We start from the raw sequence: 22,014 nt of genomic DNA, 5'->3' as shown, positions 1-22,014 counted from the left end.
CTTCAAAACACGCTTTGCGCTGCATTGGCTGGATGCAAAAGGCGGGCTGCGTGCAGAAACGCTGCCTCCGAAATATCCGGTAACTCCAGCACTTGCGCCCCTGTGAACTGGCTGAAGTTGCGCTTGATCGACTGCAAGTAAGCCGGATCATAATGCTTCGCCAATAACTCCTCAACCAGTTCTTCCATCTGGCCGGCCAGCGCCATTTGTTTCCAGCGGCTGATGGTTTCGCGGCCATGCAAGGCCGTCAGGCAACTGAGTTGCCCATTCAACAAGGCCGGATCAGTGACAAAATGCCGATAGTCCTCCATCAGCAATTTGACCCGCTCCTGACCTGCCAGCGTCAGTGAAATACAGTCCGATGTCCGTATTTTTTCCATCAGCGCATCCGGCACCCGCAGATTGCCGACTTTTTTGCTTTCCGACTCTACAAATATCGGTAGCGCCGGATCGCAATGGCGCAATAATTCCCAGATCCGACTCTCGAAAGCCTTTTGCGAGGGCTGCAACGCAGTCGGCAGGTTGCCAAGCACGGAGCCGCGATGCGCTGCCAGCTGTTCCAGGTCAAGAACCTGCGCGCCTTGTGCTGCCAATACTTGCAGCAAACGGCTTTTACCGCTGCCGGTGGGGCCGCACACCACTTTAAAGGCAAAGCGCCCGGCCAGCTCGGCCATCGTCGTGTTCACGTGCCGACGGTATTCCTTGTATCCGCCATCCAGCTGTATCACCGGCCAGCCGATTTTCGCGAATATATGCGCCATCGCAGCGCTTCGGTTGCCGCCGCGCCAGCAATAAATCAACGGTTTCCAATCCTTCGGCTTGTCAATAAACAGCGTCTCGATGTGGAGAGCGATGTTGCGGGCAATCAGCACCGCACCCAGCTTCTTGGCCTCGAAGGCGTTGACCTGCTTGTACATGGTGCCGACCCGGATCCGTTGTGCGTCATCCAGCACCGGGCAATTGATGGCGCCTGGAATATGGTCTTCCGCAAACTCAGACGGACTACGCGCGTCGATGATGGCGTCAAAGTCGCTGAGTTGCGGCAGGATCTCTGTAAAAGGCAGAAGGGCTGGATACTTCATGTCACTGCTTTTTCGCGGAATGTGAAACTGGAGTGGGCATTGTCTGGCATTTTGGGGATCGCATCTGGAGAAAAAGTAAAGCGCATCGGCATGGCTATTTAGTATATTGCAACATCCAGCCGCGTACATGCTCACCGGCCTGAGCATGCAGTATACAGACCGGCAGCAAATAGGGAACGCCGCAATACCGGGAACTGTCCATCCAAGGTGTGCCAAAGGCACATTCCCGCTAAAACCACCCCGAAAGCGACCACAGCATGCAAGCAAACCGACGCAAACTGATAAAAGCCATGCTGACGACGGCCATCACCGCTACCGCTGCTGTCACCGGGATGACAGTGACGCCCGCGGCCAGCGCCGGTTACAACGTCTGGACCAATGACTACACGTTGCCGCTAGCCGATCTGCAAAGCGCGATCGAACGACAATTTCCGACTCGCCTGCGCTACGCCGAGGTATTTGAAGTTTATTTGAGCAATCCGCGCCTGACGCTGAATGTGGCCGAGAACCGCATCATTACGCTGGTGAATCTGAAGGTCGTCAGCAATCTATTGCTGCCGATGCCATTAACCGGCACCCTCGCACTCAGCAGCCGCCTGAAATACGACCCGCTCGCGCGCGCCATCCGGCTGGATGCACCCAGCGTCGATCGGATCAACGTCGACGGTGTCGGCACCGAATACGCGCAGCAACTCAACGCGATCGGCGCGGTCGTCGCGCAACAGGTGTTAAACGATTATCCGATTTACACGTTCAAGCCGGAGGAATTGCGCCTGGGCGGAAAAACCTTTGAGCCGGGTACGATCACCATGCAGTCCGACCGCATCGTGGTACAGGTCAAGGAATCCTGATCGCGGGTTGCCGGAAGTGATGCATCAATGGGCATCGCTCCACCCACCGTGCGCCCCGGGGAGGCGATCAGCCCTTGCGCGAAAACTTTGCAGTAAGCTGGCTCAGCTTCTCGGCGCGCTGACGCGCTTCCTCTTCGGCGACGCGCGCCGCTTCTTCCGCTGCGCGCTGTGCCTTGCGATGCTCGGCGTTTTTCTTGAAACGCTCGCGCAAGATCTCTGAAGCGTGGGTGCGATGGATGTCCGTCACCTCGTCGGTACTATTCCCGTCCAGATCGAAGCGGACCGTCGCTTTTTCCATGCCCTTCAGATAACGCAAGGAATTCACGTGCATCCCCAACGCCATGCGCAAAGTCTTGCGATGCAATTCAGGGCAACGCGCGATGAGTTGTTTATCGATACCGATCGCCAACGGCATGTATTCGCGGAAAGCGGCGAATTTTTCCTGTAGTTCCTTGAGCAAGATGCGGGCATTTTGGCCAGGGTTAGGCGGTGTATCGGGGGCGTTGCTAGGAGTAGGGCTGGGCATATTCATTGACAGCAAAAAGACATTTGTATTTTCAAGCCGGGAAGCATATCACGGAAGCCGTCTGCTCCGATTTCAGGCGCCATTCCGCCAGGTACGATATACCCGAAGGGCAACCTGGGCATCGTCGGCAGCGTAAAGAATCTGACGCTCGGTAAGTTGCGGATTTGCCCAGTTGCTGGTGGAAGTCTTCTTGGATTTTCGCAAGCGCATGCCAAAAAAGCGCGCTACCGCGGTTTTCGCACCGACATCGTTGTGACCATCCTGCCGCAATGCGCGCGACAGATCCAGAACATGCGCCGAACCTATTCCCAATTTGTTTTGCAAGCGCTTGACGTCGTCACCGAGACCGAATCCCACCTTCAAAATCTCGGTCGACTCCAGGATAGCCTTCAACACCTCGCGATACGAAAAACGGCCAATCGGGAACAAATAAACGGTGCCATCGGTTGCCAGCTGGATCAAATGCGGGCCGTCCGATAGCTCACCCTTGTTGAAGGTGGGCTTGGATTCGGTATCGAAACCGACCACATCGGCGGCCATCAGCGCCGCAAGCGCTCCAGCCGCATGCTGCGGCGATTGAATCAGGCGCACGTCCGCAAGCGTTATGCCCTCGTAATACGGCAAGGATGGATCGGGCATGCCGGCCACCGGGTTCATATCCATTGAATGCTCATTTGATACTCATATAGGTTCTGTTCCCCGTGGGGCAACTATCCGGACGGGCATCCTTGCATGCTTGCGACTCGCCAGTTAACGCAGCAAAGTTACCAGAATAGAAAGATACAGCACACTTTAGCACGTGCCCAGGTCGAATGAACGTCGAGGCTTGACGCTGCGACCCAAGCAAACATGATCGTAGCACTGCGGCGCATCGACTGCGGATACATAGCCAGGATATGAGCGGAAAAATGATGCTGGGTATGTGTCGCGCAAAACGACGGCATCAACGGGCGTACTAAAAATCGTTACTTCCACCGCGCATCCCGCCCATCCCTTTGCCCCGGCCGGAACCGCCGCCCTGCTTCGGCTTGCTGCTACTGTCATGTCCAGCATCAGCAACCCGTTGCAGCCGATCTGCCAAAAAGGAGCGGACAATCTGACGCTGGTTGTCGTTCAACGCATCGTTCAGCGTCAACCATATTTCACGCAACTGCTTGCCTTCCTGCTGGCCCGCACCCGATTCGGCATCTACCGTCCCGGCCAGATCGCGCAACTCGATGGCGGGATTATCGAGATCGCGCAACAGATTCGCCTGCAAGCGCTCGCGCCGACTTTTCTGATCCCTTAGGATCGCACGGCTCTTGGATTCGAGCTGCTGCCAGAGAATTTGCTGATTTGGGGTGAGCTGCAATGATTCTTTCAGGCCCGTCGCCCACTGCAGGATATCTTCACTGCGCAGCTCCATCACCGGCAGCGCGAACGCTGATGATGTCGGACCCAGACTGGACAGAGCGAGGATCACTCCGGCGATTAATTGATTGCGCTTCATGGGATGCTTTCTAAAGGCCCTGCTCGACAAATAATGCTTATAACGAATGCCGAGTATTTAACCGGAGTTCCCGGCCGACAGGCGCGACAGAATCATTTCGTAACAGTTTGCGCCAGAGCGATACATAGCTGTACCAGGCGATACATCTGGCATGCGCAACAGGCACCGATGACTTACGCCAAAGACTTCAGATAGCCATCACCTCAATGCGTCTCCGCATTCAACCTAGATTCCTCAGTTGGACAGGTGCGAGTGTGCGTTTTTCCGGTCATCTGGCAAGGCGCGACGCCCGTAACCCTGCAGGGTAGGAGTTTGCCCTTGCAAGGGCAAACCGTTGCGTAGGCAGACGACATGTCGTCTGAATTCCCTACTCCACCGCGGCAGACTGCATTCTGCAAGGAGGAGCAACGCGGCCAGAGGGCCGGAAAAATGTGCAATCGCGCCTGTAGCGCTCTCACCCAATCGGTGCAGCTTATCGAACGATAGAAACTGTGTGTTCATGCGGAGTTCCAGACATACGTAAGCGGTCAACTGAGGAATCTAGGTTCAATGCGTCGACGATATCCGCGCGCTTCAGTTGTGGCGCAAATTGCAAAATAAAGTCAAGCGTATAAGAACGCAAATACGCCCCGCGCCGCACTGCGAGCCGCGTCACATTCGGCGCAAACAAATGTGCCACCTCTATGCTTTGCAGACCGTTCTGACGCGTATGTTCGGATGCCATCGCGGCCACGATGCCAACGCCTAATTCGAGCGAAACGTATTGCTGGATCACGTCGGAATCCATCGCTGTCAGGACGATGTCCGGATCGATTCCGGCAGTTCTGAACGCAGCGTCGATATGACCGCGGCCGGTAAACCCGACATCGTAGGTAATCAATGGATAAGCGGCCAGATCGCTGAGGCTGATGGGCCTCTGCACCAGCAATAACGGGTGATGCTGCGGCACCACCACCACATGACTCCACTCGTAGCAGGGGAAAGAGATCAACTCTTTGAACTGCGACAGGCCTTCGGTGGCGATGCCGATATCGGCCTTGCCCGAAATCACCCACTCGGCGATGTGTTCCGGCGAACTCTGTTGCAATGCGATACGGACTTCGGGAAAGCGGGAGCGAAAGCCCTGCACGACGCGCGGCAAGGCGTAACGCGCCTGGGTGTGGGTTGCCGCGACGCTCAGGGTGCCGGTGGTCTCGCCGGAATATTCCCGGCTGGCCTGACGCAAATTTTCTGCTTCCTGCAGCAGTTTTTCGACGATCTGCAAAATCCCTTTGCCGGGATCGGTCAAGCCGATCAGGCGCTTGCCGTTGCGCACAAAAATATCGACGCCCAACTCCTCTTCCAGTTCGCGAATCTGCCGGCTGACACCGGGTTGCGAGGTGAACAGGACGTTGGCCACTTCGGTCAGATTGAAGCCGCAACGCGCCGCTTCACGGATAGATCTTAATTGCTGGAAGTTCATCTTGCATCCTGATTACTATGAGGTTGTTGATCGACGAACACATGCAGGCGGCGCGGACGCACCACCAGTGTTTCACCGTCTTTCAAATCGAGCCGCCTGAAACGCTCGGCCGAGATCACGGCTTCGATCAATTCAGCGTTATCGTCGCGCTCCAGTTCGAGTTGCGCCAACGGTCCGATCGCGTGGGCCCGCTTGAGTTGGACCACAATCCCTTCAGCCCCCGTCGTATACCGTTCGATATCCAGATCGTGGGGACGGACATAGCCAATTCCGGCGGCATCTTCCGCCTCGGCATGGTTGGGCGCATCGAAACGAGTGCCCCCGGTATCGAGTACGCCCCGATGCACGCGGCCATGGAACAGATTGACGTTACCCAGAAAGCCATACACGAATGGCGACGCCGGATGCTCGTAGACCTCTTGCGGCGCACCGATCTGCTCGACCCTGCCCTTGTTCATCAGGACGATCTGGTCCGCCACTTCCAGCGCTTCTTCCTGATCGTGCGTCACAAAAATACTCGTCACATGCAGCTCGTCATGCAGGCGGCGCAACCAGCGCCGCAGCTCTTTGCGCACCTTGGCATCCAGCGCGCCGAACGGCTCGTCCAGCAGCAGCACGCGCGGCTCCACTGCCAGTGCGCGCGCCAATGCAATGCGCTGACGCTGACCGCCGGACAGTTGCGGCGGATAGCGATCGGCCAGCCAGTCCAGTTGCACCAATTCCAGTAGCTGTTTCACTTTTTCACGGATCGCGCTTTCGGCCGGGCGCTGTGCGCGCGGCTTGACGCGCAGGCCAAAGGCGATGTTTTCAAACACCGTCATGTGCTTGAACAACGCGTAATGCTGGAACACAAAACCGACCTGGCGTTCGCGCACATGGCGCGCCGAGGCATCCTCGCCATCCAGCAGCACCTGGCCGGAGTCCTGTCCTTCCAGGCCCGCGATAATCCGCAGCAGCGTGGTCTTGCCGCAACCGGATGGCCCCAATAACGCGGTCAATTCTCCGCTGGGAAAATCCAGGGAAACATTATTCAGCGCGGTGAACCGGCCGAACTGCTTGTTGATATTTTTCACTTCAATGCTCATGGCATTCTCCTGATTTATTCTTCAGCGTCACTTTTGAATCAGCGCGCCCGACGAATTAGTCTCGTCATGTAGACGCCATTCAATCAACGACTTGAGAGCCAGCGTCACCAGTGCCAGAAATGCCAGCAATGATGCCACCGCGAACGCCGCCTGGAAGTTGTATTCGTTGTACAAAATTTCGACTTGCAGCGGAATCGTGTTGGTCTCGCCGCGGATATGGCCGGATACCACCGACACCGCGCCGAACTCGCCCATGGCACGGGCGTTACACAGAATCACGCCGTACAACAAACCCCATTTGATATTCGGCAAGGTCACATGCCGGAAGGTTTTCCAGCCCGACGCACCGAGTACCAGCGCCGCCTCTTCCTCTTCGCTGCCCTGGGCCTGCATCAATGGAATCAGCTCGCGTGCGACAAACGGGAAAGTGACGAATACCGTCGCCAGCACAATGCCCGGCACCGCGAACAGAATCTTGATGTCATGCGCGCGCAACCACGGCCCAAACCAGCCTTGCGCACCAAACAGCAGCACGTAGATCAAACCGGAAATCACCGGCGATACCGAGAACGGCAAATCGATCAGCGTCAGCAACACGCTCTTGCCCCGAAAATCGAACTTGGCAATCAGCCACGAGGCGGCAACGCCAAACACCAGATTCAAAGGTACGGCGATTGCCGCCGTCAGCAAGGTCAGCTTGATGGCACTGACGGCGTCCGGTTCGATGATGGCGGCGATATACGCTTCCCAGCCTTTTTTGAAGGCCTCGACAAAGACCGACACCAGCGGCACGACCAGGAACAACGCCAGGAACAATAGCGCCACTGTCATCAGCAAGGCCCTTACCCACAGCGGCTCCAGCGTCGCGTGCGGTACGTGGATCGGCTCAGCTCTCGCATGCAGTGTGGTTGAAGATATGTACACGGAAGGACTCACATTCGGTGCAATGGTGCTCATGTCCTAAACTCTTTCCGGCTGGCCACGCTTGCGGGTCCAGGCTTGTAAAACATTGATGCTCAACAACAGCAGGAACGACGCGCTCAGCATCACCACGGCAATCGCCGTGGCACCGGTATAGTCGTATTGCTCGAGCTTGGTGATGATGAACAAGGGCGTGATTTCGGAGATCATCGGCATGTTGCCGGCGATGAAAATAACTGAGCCGTATTCACCGGTGGCGCGGGCGAAAGCCAGCGCAAAACCGGTCATCAACGCCGGTAGCACGGTCGGAAAAATCACCCTGGCGAAGGTTTGCCAGTGGCTCGCGCCGAGACTGGCGGCCGCCTCTTCCAGTTCACGCTCGGCGTCTTCCAGCACCGGTTGCACGGTACGCACCACAAACGGCAAACCGATAAACGTCAACGCCACCAGTATCCCCAACGGCGTGAAGGCAACCTTGATCCCCAGCGGTTCCAGGTAGCGGCCAAACCAGCCGTTGGCGGAATACAGCGCCGTCAGAGCGATACCAGCGACCGCGGTCGGCAACGCAAACGGCAAATCCACCAGCGCGTCGATCAGTTTCTTGCCGGGGAATTTATAGCGCACCAGCACCCAGGCCACAATCCCGCCGAACACCACGTTCAACAGTGCGGCCAGCAATGACACGCCAAACGTCAGGCGATACGAAGCCATCACCCGCGCCGAGGTCACCGCGTTGACAAAATCGGCCCCGGTCATCGTAAAGGTCTTGAGAAACACCGCCGACAGCGGGATCAGCACGATCAGCGCCAAATAAAATAGGGTAAAGCCAAGCGACAGGCGGAAACCCGGCATCACCCCATTCACGCGAAACGGGCTGGCGGATCGAACAGAATTCACACCCGATAAAACGGCAGTAGCAGCCATACAGCGTCCCCTTATTACAAAAACAGCTAACGAGCAGCGATAATCGCACCAGTCTGTTATAAAGAGAACGAACTTTTTAGCATGTCGATAGAAGTATTTCGCATAAGCAACGCTGCGCGATGGACCGTTCAGGGCATGTCGAAAATTCTTTTTGCATGCAGCGAACCCACCTTCTGGGCCAGGTGCTGCAACAAAAACTGTCCATACCGCCAATCGCCGAGATTCGACTCCGCGTTGATATGCCCAAGCGCCCCCGCATCGACAAATTCCGCGCCCCAGACCTTAGCCCACATCGATGCCCGCCCAGCCTCCATCCAGGGATCGTTAAGACTGCCGACCAGGATCGCCGGAAACGGCAGGCTGGCCCGCAGTTCGGCGCTGACGCCAAATTTCTCCGGATCGGCAGGCGCTACCAGCAAGGCCCCCGCCACCGACGCTTCCAGCAGCGGCTCCTTTGCCAACGCCGTATGCACCGTCGTCAGACAGCCGAAGCTGTGCGCCACCAGCAATACCGGCCTGTTCGACGGCAGCAGCAGCACGTCCAGCAATCGCTGCGACCATAGCGCCAGCGCCGGGACATCCCAATGCTCCTGCTCAACCCGCTCAAATCCGGGATACAGCCGTTGCCAGCGCGATTGCCAATGCTGCGGCCCGCTATTGTTCAAGCCGGGCACCAGCAGCACCCGAAACTGCGATAGTGAACGGTTTAGCATGTCAGACGGCTCCATTGGAATGAAATCACGCTGCAGCGATCAGGGCCAGAAAAAACACCCCTATTTAGCGCCCGGCTGATAAATCCGGTCGAACACACCACCATCGCTAAAGTGGGTTTTCTGCGCTTTCTGCCAGCCGCCGAAAACCGTATCGATACTGAACAGGCTCAGTTTCGGAAACCTGGAAGCGTATTTGGCGGCGACTTTGGGATCGCTTGGGCGATAAAAATTGTGTGCAGCGATTTCCTGCCCTTCCGGTGAATACAAATATTCCAGATAACCTTCCGCAATCTTGCGTGTACCGCGTTTGTCGACCACTTTGTCAACGACGGCGACTGGTGGCTCTGCCAAAATACTGCTCGATGGAAACACGACATCGAATTTATCCTTGCCGAATTCGGCCTGCACCAGATAAGCCTCGTTTTCCCACGACAGCAATACGTCGCCTACTCCGCGCTCGGCAAAGGTGACTGTCGATCCGCGCGCACCGGAATCCAGCACCGGGACGTTTTTATACACGCTGCGAATGAAGTCGCGCGCCTTGGCATCATCGTTGTTGTTCTTTTTGAGGGCGTAGCCGTAAGCAGCCAGATAGGCCCAACGCGCGCCGCCCGAAGTTTTCGGATTGGCCGTGATCACCGATACGCCAGGCTTGGCGATATCGTCCCAATCCTTGATGCCTTTCGGATTGCCCTTGCGCACCAGCAGCACGATGGTCGAGGTGTAAGGGGTACTGTTATGCGCCAGACGCTTTTGCCAGTCCGGCGCAAGCAATGCGGCTTTAGCCGAAATTTCGTCGATGTCGTAGGCCAGCGCCAGCGTCACAACGTCCGCATCCAGGCCGTCGATCACCGAACGGCCCTGTTTGCCGGAGCCGCCATGGGAAGCCTTGATCGTGACGTTATCGCCGGTCTTTTCTTTCCAGTACTTGGCGAAGGCTTTGTTGTATTCCTGATACAGCTCGCGGGTTGGATCGTAAGAGACGTTCAGCAGCGAGAAATCTGCGGCATGCACGATTGGGGCAACGACGCCAAGCTGTGCCAGCAAGGCAATGGCGACTGCTGAGCGGACGATTTTCTTCAACATGATCTGCTTCCCTCTTGAACATTTTTTGTTTTGGAGAAGTCAGGTTAATCAGAGCGCAAGGAAAAAAGAACGAATTCTTTCTTCTCTCGTTATGCGGAAAACAGATAAGCATGGACCGGCCTAATGAATATAGGCTCGCGTTTACCTATCCAAAGTGGAATAAGGGATAAACAATCACGCCCCAGGTCGCAACCGCCAGGATACTCGTCAGCAGCACCGCTGCACTGCCAAAGTCCTTGGCATTTTTTGACAAGGGATTGCGTTCCAGCGAAACACGATCCACCACGGCTTCGATGGCTGAGTTGATGAGTTCTATGATAATGATCCAGACCAGCACTGCAATGAGCAGCAATTTCTGCAGCGGCGAGACCGGCAAAAACAACGCGATGACGATGCCGGGGATGACGATCATCAGTTCCTGACGAAACGCGTGCTCGTTGTTCCACGCCGAGCGCAAGCCATCGAATGAATACAACAGTGCCGAAAAGATGCGCTTGAAGCCGCTGGTGCTCTTGAATTGGCTGACAGGCTGTTCCGGTTGCGCCTGTGCCGGTTCTGACGATGATGACTGTGGGGCCTGCGGTTTTTTGCTCATGCTGAACTACTCTTCGAATCTGGGCTGCGGTAAAGGGAGGATAACGCTGACGGATTTTAACAGTCTGTCCCGGCGACGCGTCGAAATGCCATTTAGCCTGCAAATTACAAAAATAGCATTTCTCAATTTTTCACATTGTGATATAACATATCATCAAAATGCATTATCAAACTTGAGAGAAATTAGAAATTCCGATGAAAACCACACCCTCCGACGACCCCGGCAAGACCTCGATTCAAGTCATCGAGCGCATGATCTCGTTGCTGGATACCCTCGCGCGCTATCCCGACCCAGTCAGCCTGAAGGAACTCTCGGCCGCCACCAGCCTACACCCATCGACTGCGCATCGCATCCTGAATGACCTGGTGCTGAAGCGCTTTGTCGATCGCTCTGAACCCGGCACCTATCGACTTGGCATGCGCCTGCTGGAACTCGGTAACGTCGTCAAAAGCCGCCTTAACGTGCGCGAAGCAGCGCTCGACTTCATGCGCAGCCTGCATCGCAAAACCAATCAGACCGTCAACCTGTCGGTGCGCCAAAGCGACGAGATTGTATATATCGATCGCGCATTTTCCGAGCGTTCCGGGATGCAGGTGGTACGCGCTATCGGTGGTCGTGCGCCGTTGCATCTCACCTCGACCGGCAAGCTTTTTCTGTCGATAGACGATCCGAAAATGGTGCGCGCCTACGCGACCCGCACCGGGCTGGCAGGCCATAACAAGAACTCCATCACCGATCTGGGCAAACTGGAACGCGAATTGAGCCTGGTACGCGCGCTCGGTTATGCGCGTGACAATGAAGAACTGGAGCTGGGCGTGCGCTGCATGGCGGCCGGCATACGCGACGACTCCGGCAAACTGATTGCGGGTCTCTCGATTTCGGCGCCGGCGGATCGCCTGCAGGATGAATGGGTAGAGGATTTGGTGACTACCGCGCAACAGATTTCGGCGGTCTTGGGCTATACCGCAGAGCTTCAGAATGCCGGCTAATCGAGATAATTAACTTTTCTCATCCGGCTGTTCGTCCAGCGTCTGAATCAACGCAATCTGCAATTTCGCGTGCAGCTTCACAAACCGTTGCCACAGCAGCAAAGTCAATCCGGCAGCAGCAATCAGCACCAGAATCAGCAAATTGGTCGGCGGCAAAATATGGCTGCTCAGGATCACGATCAGCAACATGATGCCGATAATCGACAGTGCCGGAATGACCTCTGCAATCACGCGCCGTACTCCCTTCGTATGCAAGCCGGCGCGCGCCGGCCGGACCGCGATTTCTGCCAGCAGCATACTGAGCGCCTGCAATTTGCGATAAGTCGCAATCAGAAACGGTAGCGAGAGCAACAGTGCAGCGCCCCAGACCACAGCTTTCTGAACCTGCGGATCGGTAATCCATCCCGCCATACTGATGCCCAGGCTATCGGCAAAGTAGCCGCCGGTAATAAAGACCGCGGCCACCATCGCCAGATTGACGGTCACCTGCAACAGGATACGACGGATGATGTTTGACAGTTCGGCACGATCGCCCTGAGGTTGCAGGCTTTCCAGCCAAGTCGAGTACAGGCCGAACACCGCCGCCAATTTGACCGGCATCACCTTGGCCAGACGCGTGGATAGCGGATCGGCCAGCTTGATCAGATAGGGCGTCAACAAGGTCGTCAATACCGACACCGCAACGACGGTCGGATACAGGAAATCACTGGTCACTTTGAGGCTCACGCCGAGCGCCGCGATGATGAACGAAAATTCACCGATCTGCGCCAGCCCCATGCCGACGCGCATGGCGGTTCGGCCGTTGTGACCGGACAAAAAGGTGGCAATGCCGCAGCTGACCAGCTTGCCCAGCACCACTACAACCGTGATGACCAGGATTGGCAACCAATACTTCACCAGCACCGTCGGATTCACCAGCAGTCCGATGGCAACGAAAAAGATCGCACTGAACATGTCGCGTATCGGCTCGATCAGGCGCTCGATCTGGTGCAAGTGGCGCGATTCCGCCATCACTGCGCCGATAATAAAGGCACCCAGGGCAACGCTGTAATTGAGCTTCATCACCAGCAGACAAAAGCCGAAACACAGACCAAGTACGGTGACCAGAAATACTTCTTTGTTTTTGAACCGGCCGACATACTCCAGCAGGCGCGGCACAATCAAAATGCCCAGAACCAGCGCGACGATCATGAACAGCAGCAGGCGGCCGACCGTCGTGGCGACATCGACCGCATTCACCGAGCCGCTGGTGGCAATCCCGGACAGCAACGCGATCATGCCGATCGCCAGAATATCTTCGATGATCAGAATGCCAAAAATCAACTGCGCAAATTTCTCGCGCTTCATCCCAAGTTCAGTCAAGGCCTTGACGATGATGGTGGTCGAGGAGACTGCCAGCATGGCACCGAGAAACACCGCATCCATGGTCTTCCAGCCAAAGTACACCCCAATCCGGTAGCCAATCCATAACATCAAACCGATTTCTGTCAGGGCCACCAAAAATGCGGTGGCGCCGACCTTGCCCAACTTCTTCAGACTGAACTCAAGACCCAGAGAGAATAGTAAAAAAATCACCCCAAGCTCCGCCAGGATATGAATTGAGTGTTCATCCTCGATCAATTGGAACGGTGGCGTATACGGCCCGATAATGATGCCTGCGACGATATAGCCAAGCACCACCGGCTGCTTGAAACGGTTAAATACCACCGTCACAACCCCAGCAATCAACATGATCACGGCTAGGTCCTGGATGAACAACTCGACTGCAGGCATGGCGATATTTTCCTTACAAAAGTGGGATGGAAGGTGGACTGCGATGGCACGAGAAACGGCGAAAAACGACCTCAGGCGATGTGAAAACTGCGGAAAAACACGCGTAGCTTGATTACCTGACGCCCATTCAACAGAAGAATGGCGCGCAGGAATACTTTCTCAAAAGCAACTATACGTAATCGCATGATAACGCATAGAGCGCAATCGCCTCAACCGAAAACCCGAGAAACAATACGGTTTAGGCCGACCGCTCCTAGCGACGGCGGCGGCGGCGCTGATACATATCCATCAACGGTGTCGAAGAAATCCCATGCATCACAATTGACATCGCCACCACCGTCAGCACCATGGAAGTGATGCGCGGCGCCAGCGCGGCTGCTTGATAACCGGCCGGCGCGACCCACTGATATTGCAGCGCAAACGCCAGGTAATACAGCGAGCCGATACCTTTAATTCCAAACCATGCCATCAGCCGCCTCTGCAGCGATGTGACGTTGGCGCCTGCCAGTGCGACGGCAACCGAGAACGGTCGAATCACAAAAAACAGCAGTAACGCCAGCAATGCTCCCGGCGCTGAAAAACCGATATGCGATAACAGGACGCCGGTGAGAATCACCATCAGAAACTCAGCAAAATTTTCCAGTTGCAGATTAAAGCCGAGCACCGTTTCGGTCATGTACGCCGATGCCTTGACCGGATGGGTGGCAAGCTCTTCTATACCACCCGCGGGCGCTATCACCACGATGGTCTTGTATTGATCCGGATCCACACTCTGCCGACCGCTATGTGTCAACTCGATACGGCGCATTGCCAGTCCGGCGGCGAACACTGCCAGAAATCCGATCCCATGGATCAGCTCGGTGGCACCATAGGCCAGTGCGATCAAGCCGATGTCGAAGAATTCTTCCATCCCCAGCGCCAGGCCGAAACGGCGTCGCAAGCCAACCACCAGACTCCCTAGCAGCCACCCCATCAGCCAGCCGCCGCCGAGTCCGGCGAGTATGCTCCAGATCACGTGCAGCACTGTGTAAACGTTGGCGTAAGCGGCGGCTGACGGCACGCCGAGCAAGGCCAAACCCAGCATGACGAATGGAAAGGCGGTGCCGTCATTGAGGCCGCCCTCCCCAGTCAGGCTGCAGCGAATCCGATCACGATCGCCGACATCCTTGATCTGTACATCGGATGCCAGTACCGGATCGGTCGGTGCCAGAATCGCCCCCAGCAAAATCGCTGCGCCCAATGGCAAGTCGAATAAAAACATGCCGGCCAACGCCACCAGCGGAATCGTGACCAGCATCGCCAGCACGCCCAGGCGCAGCGGCAAGCGCCAGATACTGTCGCGAAATGGCATGCGTAACTTGAGTCCAACGGTGAATAGCGATAGCAGCAATGCCATCTTGGCGATCGTCGTCAGCAATTCGGCATGCTGGGCGGGTGCGAGGTTGATCAGCCCGCTTACTGCCGGTCCCAGAATATAGCCGATAGGCAGATAGAACATCGCCGGGCTGACAGGCAAGCGCTCCAATAGCGACGCCATCAAGCCCATCGACAATAGCAAGGCGCCGACGATCAGGTACCAGAGGATAGATTGATCGATGGCGACACCTCCTGGGAAGAAATTACGTGGATGACATCAAGATATTCTAGCGGTAAGGGAAGGCAGCCAGCGATGCCTGCCAACAAATATGAATGAAGGACTAAAATTTGGAGTGCGTTTTGCCCGCCAGGCGCGGCCGCGACGCCACCGTCAGCACTCAACGGACTATACCGGGATATGCCCCGTTAATGCAGCACCGGCGTCCAGTGGAAGGCGGCGAGCGACAGGAATCGAGGCCAGAGAGAACAGCGCGATGACGATAAACGCCGGCCAGAAATCGGCCGCGACAACCGTCGCGTGACCCTGGATGCGGCTGGAGAAAATAATCGCCAGGCCACCGATCGTGACACCCAGCCCAAGCGAAATCTGCTGCACCACGCTGGCCAGACTGGTGGCCCGGCTGACGTCAGCGCCATCCAGGTCGGCGTATGCCATTGAATTGAAACAGGTAAATTGCATCGAGGGGAAGAAACCGCCCAGCAACACCACCGCGATCATCACCAGATACGGCGTCGTCGGCGTGAACAAACCATACGATGCCAGCGCCAGCGCAGCCAGTAAGGCATTCCAGATCAACACCGAACGGAAGCCGTAGCGCCGCAGTACGGAGGTCCCTATCGCTTTCATGAAAATCGCGCCGAAAGCCGAGGCGCACGTGATGGTACCGGCATGAAAGGCACTCATGCCCAAACCAATCTGCAACGATAACGGCAATAGAAATGGCACGGCACCGAGGCCGATACGGAACAACGATCCGGCCATCACGCTGACACGAAAAGTCGGAATACGCAGCAAGCGCAAATCGAGCAGCGGGAACGGTACGCTACGCGCATGACGTAAATACAGCAGCAAGCAAATCACACCGGCCGCGCACATGCCAAAAGCCAGTTTCGATGACAGCAACTCACCGTCAATCAGCGACAAGCCCAGCATCAACAAGGTGCTGCCGATTGCAGACAGGACGAAACCCTTGACATCCAGCGGCTGCCGTTCTTCGGCCCGAAAGTTTTCAATAAAGCGGCCCGCCAGATAAATCCCGAGCAGGCTGATCGGCACGTTAATCAGAAAAATCCAGCGCCAGTGGAAGTAGGTCGTAATGAAACCGCCCAGCGGCGGCCCGATGACCGGCCCCAGCTGCGCAGGTATCGTCAGGTAGCTGATGGCCTTCACCAGGTTGTTGCGCGGCACCGAGCGAAAAATCACAATCCGGCCAACCGGCACCATCATCGCCCCACCTATACCTTGCAAAAAACGCGCAGCAACAAAAGCCGCCAAAGAACTCGACACGGCGCACAACAGCGATCCCGCCATAAAGACGCCGATGGCGGAGCGAAAAACGGTGCGCGCACCAAAGCGATCCGCAACCCAGCCGCAAATTGGAATAAACACCCCGAGGCCGACCACATACGAGGTTAGCGCAAGTTTCAGGGTAATAGGCTGTTGCCCGAGATCATGTGCCAGCACCGGCAATGAAGTCGCGATCACTGTCGCGTCCATGTTTTCCATGAACAGCGCACAAGCAACGATAAGTGGGATAAGAAAGGTACGGGGCACTGCCGGCAACGATGAAAGAAACAAAAAAACGCAACGAGTTGCGTTTGAACTGCAGGTAGTTTACTCCGATTGCGGAGTATTGACGGAAGACCATGCAAACTGCGAAATACCGACCATCGCATGCTTCATGCGTGACGCTGATCGAATTGCGCACCGGGAATCTTTTGCGGCATCAGGTCAACACAAAGTAAAAAGGCGCTCGATCACTCGAACGCCTTCCCAACAATCTGTTACCGCTTAGCTTTGACCAGCTGCAATACGGGTGCCGGTCAAGGTTGGCGTTGACCCGGCATTTTCGACCAGCCATTTCTTCATCCGGTCGGCATCTCCCTGACGCGAATACTTGCCGCGCGAGTCGAGGAATACCATCACCACCGGACGACCTTCAACAATGGTCTGCATCACCAGACAACGTCCCGCTTCGGTGATATAACCGGTCTTTTGCAGGCCGATTTGCCATCCGGGATTTTCCACCAGATGATTCGAACTGTGGTATTCCAGCGGACGACCGCCCGGCTCCACCTGGTACTTTTGATCGGTCGAATACTGACGAATGATCGGTTGCTGATAAGCGGCAACCACCAACTTGGCCAGATCGCGCGCGCTGGCAACATTCAGGGGTGACAAGCCGGTCGAATCGACATAATGCGCGCCGGTCATACCGAGTGATTTGGCCTTGGCATTCATTGCCTCGACAAATGCCGGCAAGCCGCCGGGATAGTTACGACCGAGTGCTGATGCAGCACGATTCTCGGAACTCATCAACGCGATATGCAGCATGTCGGTACGGCTCAATTGCGAACCGATCCGCAGCCGTGAACTGCTATGCTTTTCGCGATCGATATCTTCGTCGGTCACCGTCAGCACTTCATTCATGTCTTGCTTGGCTTCGACCACCACCATGCTGGTCATCAGTTTGGTCAGCGATGCAATCGGCAGTGCTACCTGAGAATTCTTGTCGAACAGGACCTGGCCGGTAGATTGGTCAAGCACCAGCGCGACATTCGATTTCAGCTCGAGTGGATCATGGGTCAAATTCAAACCCGCCATCTCACCGGCGGACAGCATCGGCGGCGCGACAACTGCCGGCAGCGCAAAGGCTGCGCGCTCGAATGCCACCTTGCGACGGCCCCTGACGTACACCACTTTTTTTACCACGCCTTCGCGCTGTTCAAGCGATGCGAGCCTGTGTTGACGACCTGATTTCCGGCTGGCAGCCACCAGTTCGCGCGCGTCCGGCGCGCTGGCTATGGCGCCATTGACATTTTTTTCTCGGCCTGATTTGCCGGCAACGGATTTTTTATCGGTGGAATGCTTGGCGTGTGCCTTCGCCTTCAGGCTTTTTGCTGTGCCCGGCTTGGCGGCTTTGCCGGCTTTACTGGTCGCCGCGTTCTCGTCTTGCGCTTTTTCAGCATCCTTCGGAGGCGCCGCAGACGCTGTTGCAACCGCAAAACATAATGATAAAATAATAACTAACGCGGATTTGGCCATGTGCGGCTCCTGATTCGACAAACATATAACCTGTCGAAGTGTAGGCAAATCAAACAAAAATCGCAAGATAATTAAGGAGTTAGCGTACTAATCTAAACACCTTTCTACATTCGGATAATGACGAACGCCAAAACTTCGGTGAAAAGTTGCCAACGCCGCCACTCCTTAATCAAATCTCGCACAACATTCTCTATTTTTCAAGTTCAATCATCACAGTATCAATCGAAAACGAATAATCGGCTTGCAGCGCAAAGTATTCGCCTACTTCGGCCGGTGCGCTGTCCCACAATGATTTGATTGCTACGACACGTTCAGTGGGCGTGCGCATTCTGGCAACCCAGCTATCGAATTGCAAAGACAGCTTCCAGCTTTTATCGCCAACGACTTTGAAGCCAGCCTGCGTCAGCAACTCGCGCCAGGCCGGAAGACTGCGATTACGTACGTGTGAAGTGTCGCGCAACAACTCGATCGACTGTAAATAAGTGTCGGCCAGCACATCATCCGGAGCAGCGGTATCGATAACGACACCCTTGCCGCCGGGTTTCAAAACACGCGCCATCTCCGCCAATGCCTGCGGCAAATTTTTCCAGTGATGCGCACTGTAGCGAGTACACACCAAGTCGAAGCTCGCATCGGCAAACGGCAGCCGGTCGGCGCTGCCCTGCTGCACCTCCAGATTATGCAAACCACGCTCACGGGCAGCATCGGCAACGACACTCAGCATTTCTTGCGCCAGATCGTAAGCGATCACTTTGCCTGCATGCGCTGCCATCGCGAAGCTGGCGTGGCCGCCACCGCATCCGACATCCAGTACGACTGCCTGCGGGAACTGTCCGGCATACCCGGCAAGATCCTGCAAATCGGCTCCCTGGGCATGTACGGTGCTCGTTAAATAGGCCGCGGCGGTACTGCCAAATTGTTCGGTTACCACTTGATCGTGGTTGCGCATTCTTGTGCTTACATTGCTCATTCGCTTCTTTCTCTAAAAATAACACCATCACATATTGAGCAGTTTAGCTATTATTTATCCTGTTACAAGATGAGTGTTTATACTATTATTTTTGGCAATAGGATGCCCCTCTCCAGATCGAGACCGAACCAACACATGGACGACATAAGCAAACGCAAAGCGCTGGGCGAATTCATCAAGAGCCAGCGTACCCAACTCTCGCCGCTAACCCTCGGGATCGGCGCCAACACGCGACGCCGTACGCCCGGCCTGCGCCGCGAAGAAATTGCCCAGTTGTGCGGCATTAGCGTCACCTGGTACACCTGGATCGAACAAGGAAGAACCGTTTCGGTGTCGCCTCAGGCGCTGGCGCGGATTGCCGACGCATTGCAATTACCGCAGGCTAAACGTGCTTATCTGTTTAAGCTGTCAGGAAAGAAAGATCCGCGCTTGCCGGACATCGTGGACGACCAGATTCCCGCCGACGTCATAGCCGTGCTACGCAATGTCAAGACGCCGGCTTACCTGCTGGATCGCTACTGGAATGTCATCGCCTGGAATCGGCCGGCACAAATGTTGTTTACCGGGTGGCTGGATCAAAAATCCAGTGTGAAAAATTTGCTGTACTACACCTTCTGCGACCCGAACGCAGCGACCTTCATCAGTGATTGGGAGCAGCGCGCACGCCGTTTGGTGGCGGAGTTCCGGGCGGATTGCGGGATGTATCTGGATGAGCCGCAAATTGTGACGATTGTCGAGCGGCTATGTGCCGACAGCAGTGCTTTCAAGCTCGCCTGGAGTTTGCAGGACGTGACTGAGAAGGAAGGCGGCGAGCGACGTTTTAATCATCCGGTGTTGGGGGCGCTCTGTTATCAGCAGGTGAATTTGCGGGTGGCTAATCGGGCGGAGTTGAAGTTGGTTGTATTATTGCCGGCATAGATTGCGTTTAGCCTATTTTTTCACCACAAACGCCACCCCAAGAATCGCCACCAGCATCCCGGCAATACCCAGCAGGTTAAATGCTTCACCGAAGATCAGCCATGCCATGACTGCGGTGGTCGGCGGTGTCAGATACAACAGGCTGGCCACCCGGGTCGCCGCACTTTTGCGAATCAGCGCGAATAGCAGGAAGATTGCGCCGATCGATAACGCCAGCATCGACCATAGCAACGCACCGATGAAACCTGGCGTCCATTGCACCGTCCGCAGTGTCGGATCGAGGTGTTCGTAGACGACGGCGAACGGCAAGATCACGACGGCGGAAGCGGCGAATTGAATGATGGTGCCGGTGCGCAAATCGAAATGCGGGCAATGATGTTTTTGGTAAAGGGTGCCTAGCGTGATCGAGATGAGTGCCAGTACAGAGAATGCGATGCTTTGCCAGGACAGGCCCATCAGGCTGATTTTCGCGGCAACGACCAATCCGACTCCACCAAGGCCAAGCAACAGCCCGATCCATTGACGCGGCCTGACCGACTCGCCGATCCAGCGAGCGGCAAAGGCCGTCAGGATAGGCTGCATGCCGACGATCAGGGCAGATAACCCGGCCGGCATGCCCAGCTTGATAGCGCACCAGACACCGGCCAGATAACCGGCCTGCAACAGGACCCCCGCGACCGCAATGTGACGCATTTGTCCGACCGGCCACGGCGCCTTCAGGATCAGTACCAGCGGCAGCAGCACGATCAGGACGCCAACAAATCGCATTAACAGGAAAGTCAACGGCGGCGCGTATGGCAAGCCAAATTTGGCGACCACGAAGCCGGTGCTCCAGATCAGCACAAATACCAGCGGCATGGCCGGCAACAAGCGTGACAACCAGCCTGTGGGCGTCACGATTGTTGCGTCCGCTAGCGGAGAAGGAACGGTTGGCGCATGACTGACAGGACGCATAAAGGATGGAAACCTAGCCGAAGGTGAAAGGCAGTGCGGCGCTGGAAGTCGTCGCCAGATAGGTTACCTGACGACTGGCATGCCGGGCAGCCAAAGCAATAGTTTGCAGATGGATCGCTACCGTGTCTTGTACATTCTTGCCATAGCCGCCGGCCATCGTTAGCGCCACCGGAATCGCGCGCCGGCCAGCGGCCGCGAACACCATTCCGTCGCGTTGTGTCAAGCCATCAAAACTGAGTTTCAAGCGTCCTAAGCGGTCGCCTTCATGCGGGTCCGCACCCGCCAGGTAGATAATCAGTTGCGGCGCGAAACAAGCAAACAGCTGATCCAGCGCATCCTGCAGTGCAGCCAGATATGCCACGTCACCGGTCCCGTCCGGCAGCGCCACATCCAGGTCGCTGAGTTCTTTGCTGAACGGATAGTTATCTGCGCCATGCAGCGACAGCGTGAAAATCGACTCATCCCGCGCCAGAATCGATGCGGTACCGTTGCCCTGATGCACATCCAGGTCGACGATGGCGACGCGCTGGACCTGGCGCTCGGCTTGCATCAGGCGCGCAGCTATCGCGGCATCATTAAATACGCAAAAACCGCCGCCATGATCGGCAAACGCATGATGCGTCCCGCCCGCCAGGTTAACCGCTATCTGATCGCTCGAATTTAATGCCGCACGACATGCGGCGATCGTGGCACCAGCCGAACGGCGGGAACGTTCGACCATTTGCGGCGACCACGGAAAGCCGATTTCCTTTTGCGCGGCACTCGACAGGCTACCGTTGGACACGGCGTCAATGTAATGAGGATGATGCGCCAGCGCGAGCACGCCATCGCTGGTGAACGGCGCTTCATGCAATTCAATACCGGAGATGCCAGCCTGCACACCTTCATGTATCAATCGGTATTTTTGCATCGGAAAGCGATGGCCCGCAGGCAGAGGCAAGACGAAATGGTCGCTGTAGAAAGCTTTCAAGATTGCTCGATGCCGGTAGCCGGAAAGGCATTCAGTCTAGCATTTAAGCCCGGTCTGTTCTGGT

21 protein-coding genes are annotated in these 22,014 nt (G+C 56.1%); 3 read left to right on the top strand and 18 right to left on the bottom strand.

What is annotated here, in order from left to right; genetic code table 11:
- Positions 1-2: 2 nt before the first annotated feature.
- Positions 3-1,082, bottom strand: coding sequence for a tRNA 2-selenouridine(34) synthase MnmH (mnmH, locus tag AC3CHX_RS06110; RefSeq protein ID WP_488643192.1), 1,080 nt, complete (start codon positions 1,080-1,082; stop codon positions 3-5).
- A 257-nt stretch (positions 1,083-1,339) separates the two neighbouring features.
- On the opposite strand from mnmH, the gene AC3CHX_RS06105 reads away from it, so the two are divergent.
- Positions 1,340-1,933, top strand: coding sequence for a DUF1439 domain-containing protein (locus AC3CHX_RS06105; protein WP_488643191.1), 594 nt, complete (start codon positions 1,340-1,342; stop codon positions 1,931-1,933).
- Positions 1,934-2,000: 67 nt separating this feature from the next.
- Here AC3CHX_RS06105 and AC3CHX_RS06100 read toward each other — a convergent pair whose 3' ends face one another.
- From AC3CHX_RS06100 to AC3CHX_RS06055, 10 genes are all read right to left on the bottom strand, one after another.
- Entirely contained in the window at positions 2,001-2,393 is a 393-nt protein-coding gene (locus AC3CHX_RS06100) for a ProQ/FINO family protein (protein WP_488643190.1), read from the bottom strand.
- A gap of 138 nt (positions 2,394-2,531) precedes the next feature.
- Positions 2,532-3,122: a 3'-5' exonuclease gene (locus tag AC3CHX_RS06095; RefSeq protein ID WP_488643189.1), complete on the bottom strand. Its 591-nt coding sequence runs from the start codon at positions 3,120-3,122 to the stop codon at positions 2,532-2,534.
- A 292-nt stretch (positions 3,123-3,414) separates the two neighbouring features.
- Positions 3,415-3,948: a hypothetical protein gene (locus AC3CHX_RS06090; protein ID WP_488643188.1), complete on the bottom strand. Its 534-nt coding sequence runs from the start codon at positions 3,946-3,948 to the stop codon at positions 3,415-3,417.
- Between the two features lie 472 nt (positions 3,949-4,420).
- Positions 4,421-5,410 carry a CysB family HTH-type transcriptional regulator gene (locus AC3CHX_RS06085; protein ID WP_488643187.1) on the bottom strand — a complete coding sequence of 330 codons (990 nt, stop codon included), beginning with the start codon at positions 5,408-5,410 and terminating at the stop codon, positions 4,421-4,423.
- Entirely contained in the window at positions 5,407-6,495 is a 1,089-nt protein-coding gene (locus AC3CHX_RS06080; protein ID WP_488643186.1) for a sulfate/molybdate ABC transporter ATP-binding protein, read from the bottom strand. The genes AC3CHX_RS06085 and AC3CHX_RS06080 overlap by 4 nt, the downstream gene beginning before the upstream one ends.
- Before the next feature lie 27 nt (positions 6,496-6,522).
- A complete protein-coding gene (cysW, locus tag AC3CHX_RS06075) occupies positions 6,523-7,452 on the bottom strand; it encodes a sulfate ABC transporter permease subunit CysW (protein WP_488643185.1) in 930 nt (309 codons plus the stop codon).
- Positions 7,453-7,455: 3 nt separating this feature from the next.
- Positions 7,456-8,268: a sulfate ABC transporter permease subunit CysT gene (gene cysT, locus AC3CHX_RS06070; RefSeq protein ID WP_488644730.1), complete on the bottom strand. Its 813-nt coding sequence runs from the start codon at positions 8,266-8,268 to the stop codon at positions 7,456-7,458.
- A 200-nt stretch (positions 8,269-8,468) separates the two neighbouring features.
- A complete protein-coding gene (locus AC3CHX_RS06065) occupies positions 8,469-9,053 on the bottom strand; it encodes an RBBP9/YdeN family alpha/beta hydrolase (RefSeq protein ID WP_488643184.1) in 585 nt (194 codons plus the stop codon).
- Between the two features lie 60 nt (positions 9,054-9,113).
- Positions 9,114-10,139 (bottom strand): sulfate ABC transporter substrate-binding protein, encoded by a 1,026-nt coding sequence (locus tag AC3CHX_RS06060; protein WP_488643183.1) that lies wholly within the window; start codon positions 10,137-10,139, stop codon positions 9,114-9,116.
- Positions 10,140-10,284: 145 nt separating this feature from the next.
- Entirely contained in the window at positions 10,285-10,734 is a 450-nt protein-coding gene (locus tag AC3CHX_RS06055) for a diacylglycerol kinase (RefSeq protein WP_488643182.1), read from the bottom strand.
- 194 nt (positions 10,735-10,928) lie between these two features.
- Here AC3CHX_RS06055 and AC3CHX_RS06050 point away from each other — a divergent pair, with 194 nt between their 5' ends.
- Positions 10,929-11,723 carry an IclR family transcriptional regulator gene (locus AC3CHX_RS06050; protein ID WP_488643181.1) on the top strand — a complete coding sequence of 265 codons (795 nt, stop codon included), beginning with the start codon at positions 10,929-10,931 and terminating at the stop codon, positions 11,721-11,723.
- 9 nt (positions 11,724-11,732) lie between these two features.
- On the opposite strand, the gene AC3CHX_RS06045 is transcribed toward AC3CHX_RS06050, so the two are convergent.
- The 5 genes from AC3CHX_RS06045 to AC3CHX_RS06025 all read right to left on the bottom strand — a co-directional run bounded on the left by AC3CHX_RS06045 (position 11,733) and on the right by AC3CHX_RS06025 (position 19,087).
- A complete protein-coding gene (locus tag AC3CHX_RS06045; protein ID WP_488643180.1) occupies positions 11,733-13,496 on the bottom strand; it encodes a cation:proton antiporter in 1,764 nt (587 codons plus the stop codon).
- Positions 13,497-13,749: 253 nt separating this feature from the next.
- A complete protein-coding gene (locus AC3CHX_RS06040; protein ID WP_488643179.1) occupies positions 13,750-15,033 on the bottom strand; it encodes a cation:proton antiporter in 1,284 nt (427 codons plus the stop codon).
- Between the two features lie 225 nt (positions 15,034-15,258).
- Positions 15,259-16,656 (bottom strand): MFS transporter, encoded by a 1,398-nt coding sequence (locus AC3CHX_RS06035; RefSeq protein WP_488644729.1) that lies wholly within the window; start codon positions 16,654-16,656, stop codon positions 15,259-15,261.
- Between the two features lie 228 nt (positions 16,657-16,884).
- On the bottom strand, positions 16,885-18,138 hold the full coding sequence (gene pbpG / locus AC3CHX_RS06030; protein WP_488643178.1) for a D-alanyl-D-alanine endopeptidase: 1,254 nt from the start codon (positions 18,136-18,138) through the stop codon (positions 16,885-16,887).
- A gap of 190 nt (positions 18,139-18,328) precedes the next feature.
- Positions 18,329-19,087 carry a class I SAM-dependent methyltransferase gene (locus tag AC3CHX_RS06025; RefSeq protein WP_488644728.1) on the bottom strand — a complete coding sequence of 253 codons (759 nt, stop codon included), beginning with the start codon at positions 19,085-19,087 and terminating at the stop codon, positions 18,329-18,331.
- 156 nt (positions 19,088-19,243) lie between these two features.
- Between AC3CHX_RS06025 and AC3CHX_RS06020 the strand changes: the two genes are divergently transcribed.
- Positions 19,244-20,026: a helix-turn-helix transcriptional regulator gene (locus tag AC3CHX_RS06020; protein WP_488643177.1), complete on the top strand. Its 783-nt coding sequence runs from the start codon at positions 19,244-19,246 to the stop codon at positions 20,024-20,026.
- A 12-nt stretch (positions 20,027-20,038) separates the two neighbouring features.
- Here the strand turns inward: AC3CHX_RS06020 and AC3CHX_RS06015 are convergent, their stop codons facing one another.
- Together AC3CHX_RS06015 and AC3CHX_RS06010 are read right to left on the bottom strand one after the other, a co-directional pair.
- Complete coding sequence (locus tag AC3CHX_RS06015) at positions 20,039-20,884, bottom strand: DMT family transporter (RefSeq protein ID WP_488644727.1); 846 nt, start codon at positions 20,882-20,884, stop codon at positions 20,039-20,041.
- A 109-nt stretch (positions 20,885-20,993) separates the two neighbouring features.
- Entirely contained in the window at positions 20,994-21,950 is a 957-nt protein-coding gene (locus AC3CHX_RS06010) for a histone deacetylase family protein (RefSeq protein WP_488643176.1), read from the bottom strand.
- Positions 21,951-22,014 lie beyond the last annotated feature (64 nt).

It is taken from the genome of Glaciimonas sp. OK215, assembly GCF_057787885.1.
Note: the sequence above shows the minus strand (reverse complement) of the source record. Positions and strands in the feature narration are given on the sequence as shown.

What these genes read in the sequence shown, in the direction of transcription:
- mnmH (WP_488643192.1), bottom strand. Translation starts at nt 1,082, where the DNA reads ATGAAGTATCCAGCCCTTCTGCCTTTTACAGAGATCCTGCCGCAACTC.
- AC3CHX_RS06105 (WP_488643191.1), top strand. Translation starts at nt 1,340, where the DNA reads ATGCAAGCAAACCGACGCAAACTGATAAAAGCCATGCTGACGACGGCC.
- AC3CHX_RS06095 (WP_488643189.1), bottom strand. Translation starts at nt 3,122, where the DNA reads ATGGATATGAACCCGGTGGCCGGCATGCCCGATCCATCCTTGCCGTAT.
- AC3CHX_RS06090 (WP_488643188.1), bottom strand. Translation starts at nt 3,948, where the DNA reads ATGAAGCGCAATCAATTAATCGCCGGAGTGATCCTCGCTCTGTCCAGT.
- AC3CHX_RS06085 (WP_488643187.1), bottom strand. Translation starts at nt 5,410, where the DNA reads ATGAACTTCCAGCAATTAAGATCTATCCGTGAAGCGGCGCGTTGCGGC.
- AC3CHX_RS06080 (WP_488643186.1), bottom strand. Translation starts at nt 6,495, where the DNA reads ATGAGCATTGAAGTGAAAAATATCAACAAGCAGTTCGGCCGGTTCACC.
- cysW (WP_488643185.1), bottom strand. Translation starts at nt 7,452, where the DNA reads ATGAGCACCATTGCACCGAATGTGAGTCCTTCCGTGTACATATCTTCA.
- cysT (WP_488644730.1), bottom strand. Translation starts at nt 8,268, where the DNA reads ATGCCGGGTTTCCGCCTGTCGCTTGGCTTTACCCTATTTTATTTGGCG.
- AC3CHX_RS06065 (WP_488643184.1), bottom strand. Translation starts at nt 9,053, where the DNA reads ATGCTAAACCGTTCACTATCGCAGTTTCGGGTGCTGCTGGTGCCCGGC.
- AC3CHX_RS06060 (WP_488643183.1), bottom strand. Translation starts at nt 10,139, where the DNA reads ATGTTGAAGAAAATCGTCCGCTCAGCAGTCGCCATTGCCTTGCTGGCA.
- AC3CHX_RS06055 (WP_488643182.1), bottom strand. Translation starts at nt 10,734, where the DNA reads ATGAGCAAAAAACCGCAGGCCCCACAGTCATCATCGTCAGAACCGGCA.
- AC3CHX_RS06050 (WP_488643181.1), top strand. Translation starts at nt 10,929, where the DNA reads ATGAAAACCACACCCTCCGACGACCCCGGCAAGACCTCGATTCAAGTC.
- AC3CHX_RS06045 (WP_488643180.1), bottom strand. Translation starts at nt 13,496, where the DNA reads ATGCCTGCAGTCGAGTTGTTCATCCAGGACCTAGCCGTGATCATGTTG.
- AC3CHX_RS06040 (WP_488643179.1), bottom strand. Translation starts at nt 15,033, where the DNA reads ATGGCGTCGCTATTGGAGCGCTTGCCTGTCAGCCCGGCGATGTTCTAT.
- pbpG (WP_488643178.1), bottom strand. Translation starts at nt 18,138, where the DNA reads ATGGCCAAATCCGCGTTAGTTATTATTTTATCATTATGTTTTGCGGTT.
- AC3CHX_RS06025 (WP_488644728.1), bottom strand. Translation starts at nt 19,087, where the DNA reads ATGCGCAACCACGATCAAGTGGTAACCGAACAATTTGGCAGTACCGCC.
- AC3CHX_RS06020 (WP_488643177.1), top strand. Translation starts at nt 19,244, where the DNA reads ATGGACGACATAAGCAAACGCAAAGCGCTGGGCGAATTCATCAAGAGC.
- AC3CHX_RS06015 (WP_488644727.1), bottom strand. Translation starts at nt 20,884, where the DNA reads ATGCCGCTGGTATTTGTGCTGATCTGGAGCACCGGCTTCGTGGTCGCC.